This window comes from Frankia tisae, from assembly GCF_025403405.1.
GTDB classification, from domain to species: Bacteria; Actinomycetota; Actinomycetes; order Frankiales; family Frankiaceae; genus Frankia; species Frankia tisai.
Window position 1 is genome coordinate 1 of the sequence record NZ_JANEZT010000526.1, and the last position, 3,324, is coordinate 3,324.

Below are 3,324 nucleotides of genomic sequence, written 5' to 3' on the forward strand. Positions count from 1 at the left end.
GGAGTGCCCTGGCCAGCCGCGTGCTCTGATCGTCAGGGCGCAGTGATCGTCAGGGGAGGGGGAGGGGGAGTGGTGGTGGCCAGGCGGCGATGGCCGGACGGGCTTGCGGAGGTGCCCGGCGGATCAGGTGGGCACTGCGGTGGGCGATGGGAGAGCAGGACGGCGCTGGGGAGCCGTTCGGTCGCGTCGGGGTCGCGCAGCAGCCGCGCCGACGCGACGAACCCGGCCCTGCCCAGCAGGGCTGCGATCGCCTCCGGCGGCCAGCGGTGCGACGGGGTGACCAGGTGGGGATGCACCTGGGGGGCGTCGGCGCCGGGGTCGGCGGATGCCGCCCAGGGCGCCGTCGGCGAGCGCGAGGCCCTGCATGTCGCCCACCTCGAAGCGCAGCCCGGGACGGTCACGGCGAGCCAGCGCGATCATCTTCGGGGACAGGTCGATGCCGAAGGCCTCCACCCCGAGATCGTGCAGGTGGGCCGTGATGTGGCCCGGTCCGCAGCCGAGGTCGGCGACGGCGGCGGACGCCCCGGTAGCCGCTGCCCGGGAGCGGACGAGTTCGGCGAACGCGCCCAGCAATGCCCGGTCCAGCGGGCGGCGGGCCAGTTCGCCGCTGAACATCCGCGCGTAGCGTTCGGCGACGCCGTCGTAGGCGTCACGGGTCGCGGACAGATCCGGCTCGTCACCCATGACCGATGATCATAGTCGGCCGGTTAGCCGGGTCGCAGCGGCGACGTCCGGCGTGCTGACGTGCAGTACCTGGTAACGCTCGGTGGCCCGGGCGTCCCCAGCGGCGGCCGTGGCGTCGGCCCACAACGCGAACCGTGTCAGCTCCCAGCGACGGGGGTCGAGGGTGAGCGCGACGGTGTGCAGCCCAGCACGACCGGCCAGCGCCGCGAGCGCGTCGGTCTCGTGCGCGACGCGGGCGTTGAGTCCCGGGCCCCTGCCGTCGGTATCGGGATCGGCGGGCAGCTTGGTGACTAGACGTGAGGCTGCGGTTGGGGCAACGGCCAGTGCGATGGCCGGGGTCGGCGCATCCGCGAGCCCCGAACGGGCGGGACTGGCCGCCGGCTGCTGTCCGGTGGGGTGCGCTGGACCGGCGATGACGGCGAGGACGGTGCCGTGGGCGACCGGCGGCCGGCCGAACGAGTGGATGATCCGGTCGAATCCGCCGCCGCCGACGAGGAAGTGTCCCATCGCCGCGGCGTCGTGCCACAGGTAGAACGGGGCGTCCTGGTTCACCGCGGCGCCCGCGACGCCGCGTTCGCGGATCGCGTACGCCTTCAGGGCGAGGCCGGCCTGGTCGTCGAGGGCGTGGCCGGTGTCGGCGACCCGGCGGCGGATGATCTCCATGTCGTAGTCGGCGGGCAGGGTGATCTCGTACTGCATCGCGTACACGTACGTCCGCGTCCTTATCCTCTGGGTGCGGCGTGGGCGGTGAGCAGGGCGACCAGGCCGTCGACGGCCTGGGTGAACGGGGCGGTGTTGCCGGCGGCGCGGGCCAGTACGTAGCCGCCCTGCAGCACCGCGACGATTGTGGCGGCCGTCGCCGGCGGGTCGAGGCCGGTGAGCTCGCCGGCGGCCACGCCTTCGGCGAGCAGGGCGCCCAGGCGGGCGCGCAGCCAGGTGAACGTCTGCTCGACCGGGGCGCGCAGGGCGGGGTCGGCCATGACGTCGGGATCCTGGGTGAGCCGGCCGACCGGGCAGCCGCGCAGCACGTCGCGTTCGCGGCGCAGGTAGGCCTCGATGCGGGCGAGGATCGGCCCGTCGGCGCCGAGCTGGGCGTCGGCGGCGGCCCGCAGCTCGGCGGCGGTCCGCGTGATCGCGGCGTGGGCGAGTGCTGCCTTGCCGGCGAAGTGGTGGTACATGCTGCCCTGCCCGACCCCGGCGTGCGCCTGGATCGCCTTCGGGCTCGTCCCCACGTACCCGCGTTCCCACAGCAACGCCCGGGTGCTCTCGATCAGCCGCTCCGCCGCGTCCATTCCGCCATTGTACATACCAGTAAGTACAGTACGGGTTTCCTTTGCGCGCCGGAGGTCCCACAGTGCAGGGTGAGCGATCCGCACTTGGGCGATCAATGGTTTGGCGATCAACGGTTTGGCGATCCGCGGTGCGCGAGCGACAGGCGGGGACAGGACGGTGGGTGGGCATGAGGCGGATGCGCTACGACGAGCCGGCCGCGGCGGCGTTTCGGGCGGGACGGCACGTGCCCGCCGACGGGCTGGCCCAGTGGCGGGCCGCGGTGGACCGCCACCTCGCTCCCCGTCCGGGAATGACACTGCTCGACGTGGGGGCGGGCACAGGCTGGTGGGCGCAGCTGTTCGCCGCCTGGTACGGGGTCCGGGTCGTGGCCATCGAGCCGTCGGTGGCGATGCGGGCACGGGCACAGGCGCCGCAGCTGGTCGCCGGGCGGGCCGACGCCCTGCCGCTGGCCGCGGGCAGCCTCGACGCCGCGTGGCTGTCGACAGTGGTCCATCACCTCGCCGACCTGCCGGCGGCGGCCGCGGAGCTGCGGCGGGTGCTGCGGCCCGGCGCGCCGGTGCTGCTGCGCTCGGTGTTCGCCGGCCGCGCCGATCAGATCACTCTGCTGCGGTTCTTTCCCGAGGCGATCCGGCTGGTCGACGACACCTACCCGCAGGCGGCGACGGTGCGGGCGGTGTTCGCCGCCGCCGGGTTCACCGTCGCGGCCGGCGAGGCCGTGGCGCAGGTCAGCGCCCCGTCGCTGGCCGCCGTCCTCGACGGTCTGGACCGCGACGCCCACACCCCGCTGCGGCTGATCGACGACGACGCCTACGCCGCCGGCCTCACCCGGCTGCGCGCCGCCGCCGCCACCGCGACGAGGCCTGTGATCGACACCATGGACCTGCTCGTGCTGCGCTGACGGCCGGCGGCCCGGCGGGCACGGGCGTGCAGGTCAGGCGTGCTCGCCGGTGCCGAGGGTGTTGCCGCAGCGGGTGGAGATCCACGTCGACACCGAGTTCGGTCGCATCATCGGCCGCCAGCTTTCCAGGTCGTAGGTGTCGCCGGTGGCGTAGCCCCTGCCGCCGCCGAGCGCGGGTACCAGGGCCAGGTCCTGGTGACAGGTCAGTTGCGCGTGCAGGCTGTCGGCGACGTCACGACCGAGGGCGGGCAGCGTGGTCACGCAGCCGCCGATGGCCGCCCAGATCGCCTCGGTGGCCTCGTCGCGGTCGGCGTGGCGGGCGGCCGAGGTGGGCCGTACCGAGATCCGCAGCCGGCCGTCGGCCCACTGCTCGACGACGATCTCCTCGACATAGCGGCTGGACCCGCAGTACGGCCTCGCCCCCGCTGCGGCACCCGCGGCGTTGAGGC

The 3,324-nt window shown here is 74.3% G+C and carries 5 protein-coding genes; 1 reads left to right on the forward strand and 4 read right to left on the reverse strand.

Going from position 1 to position 3,324, the window contains the following annotated elements; translation table 11 throughout:
• Window positions 1–123: 123 nt before the first annotated feature.
• The 3 genes from NBZ85_RS29235 to NBZ85_RS29245 are packed head-to-tail and all read right to left on the reverse strand — an operon-like array spanning window position 124 to window position 1,976.
• Window positions 124–684, reverse strand: coding sequence for a class I SAM-dependent methyltransferase (locus tag NBZ85_RS29235; protein ID WP_308205084.1), 561 nt, complete (start codon window positions 682–684; stop codon window positions 124–126).
• A gap of 9 nt (window positions 685–693) precedes the next feature.
• Window positions 694–1,383 (reverse strand): DUF4865 family protein, encoded by a 690-nt coding sequence (locus NBZ85_RS29240; protein ID WP_261563179.1) that lies wholly within the window; start codon window positions 1,381–1,383, stop codon window positions 694–696.
• Window positions 1,384–1,406: 23 nt separating this feature from the next.
• Window positions 1,407–1,976, reverse strand: a complete 570-nt coding sequence (locus NBZ85_RS29245) for a TetR/AcrR family transcriptional regulator (RefSeq protein WP_261563175.1) — start codon at window positions 1,974–1,976, stop codon at window positions 1,407–1,409.
• 167 nt (window positions 1,977–2,143) lie between these two features.
• On the opposite strand from NBZ85_RS29245, the gene NBZ85_RS29250 reads away from it, so the two are divergent.
• Window positions 2,144–2,875 (forward strand): class I SAM-dependent methyltransferase, encoded by a 732-nt coding sequence (locus NBZ85_RS29250; protein ID WP_261560572.1) that lies wholly within the window; start codon window positions 2,144–2,146, stop codon window positions 2,873–2,875.
• 33 nt (window positions 2,876–2,908) lie between these two features.
• On the opposite strand, the gene NBZ85_RS29255 is transcribed toward NBZ85_RS29250, so the two are convergent.
• The coding region (locus NBZ85_RS29255; RefSeq protein ID WP_261563177.1) for a DUF2599 domain-containing protein at window positions 2,909–3,324 on the reverse strand (416 nt) is incomplete at its 5' end.